The sequence below is a fragment of the Streptomyces sp. NPDC059850 genome (assembly GCF_042731515.1).
GTDB lineage: Bacteria > Actinomycetota > Actinomycetes > Streptomycetales > Streptomycetaceae > Streptomyces.
The window spans coordinates 1-1,119 of sequence record NZ_JBHWJI010000157.1 but is presented as its reverse complement, the minus strand read 5'-3'; the positions used below and the strand labels follow the sequence as shown (position 1 = coordinate 1,119).

The window sequence follows — 1,119 nt, the reverse complement described above, 5'->3', positions numbered from 1 at the left end:
CGGGCGGCGCCCCCCCCCCCCCCCCCCCCCCCGGGGGGGCGGGGGCCCCCCCCCCCCCCCCGGGGGCCGGGGCGGAGCCCCCCGCGCGGCGGAGCCGCACATCGATAGGTGCGGGAAGGGGCGGGGTGGGGGAAAGGCCCCCGCCTAGATCACGCGAAACAGGTCCGCCGCCGCCCGCACATCCCCAAGGTCCTCGACAGAGCGCAGGTTGTCGCACAACGCCTCCAAGACCGAGCCCGCCTCGGCGGCCCCTGGCGCGCCCACCGCCACGCCGAAGACCCGGAACCCCAGCACCCGCTTGGCCTCGTTCCACCCCCGCATCCACTCCTCCGAAACCCCACACTCGTCATCGGTGATCATCACGATGTCCCCCCGCCGCCGCGCGGCATCGTTGAACTCCTCCCCCAGCAGGTCACGGGCCACCGACAGCGGCGCCTCGTAACTCGTACCGCCCCCCAGAAAGGTCTCGGCGAAGTCGAGGACCCGGTCGACACCGGCGGGCGGGCCCCCAGCCAGGAAGCGGAAGACCTGGATCTTGTCGGCGGCGGAGAACAAGATCCCCACGAAGTCGCGCCCCGCCGCACGGGCCTGATCCAGCAGCGCCAGGGCGCACGCCTTGGCCCACGCCTCCCGCGTCACCCCACCCGGCCCGGCCTCGTACATGGAGTGCGAGGTGTCGACGCACGCGATGATGGCCCCCTGCCCGGTGGTCTGCTCGCCCTGGCTGTCGTACAGCATCAACTCCCCGGCGGCGTAACGCGCGGCGAACACCGCGCGCAGCTCCGGCAGGCCGAGGTTGGCCAGCTCGGAGGGGATGACGCGGGAGAGGTCGTCGCCGAGCGTGACGCCGACCAGCTCCCCGGCGGCGTTCTCCACCTTGCGGGCGCGCTCGCCATCGGCCATCTGCCGGAAGCGGCCGATCAGTTCGGCCCACCGCGCGAGTCGGCCGGTCCGCAGCCGCTCGGCGAGCCGGGCGCGCTGCTCGAACGGCATACGTTCCAGCTCACCGCCCCCAACCCCCCACGCCCGCATCAGCGCGGCCTCCTCCCGGACGGCCTCGGCGGCCCGCGCCTCCGCTTATTTCTCTTTGGCGCGGAGGCCTGGTGAGTTGGCTGCTTG

General features: G+C 74.1%; 1 pseudogene. It reads right to left on the bottom strand.

The features are described 5' to 3' along the window. Window positions 1-144: 144 nt before the first annotated feature. Window positions 145-1,119: pseudogene (locus ACFV9T_RS42725) on the bottom strand (VWA domain-containing protein); the annotation flags it as partial.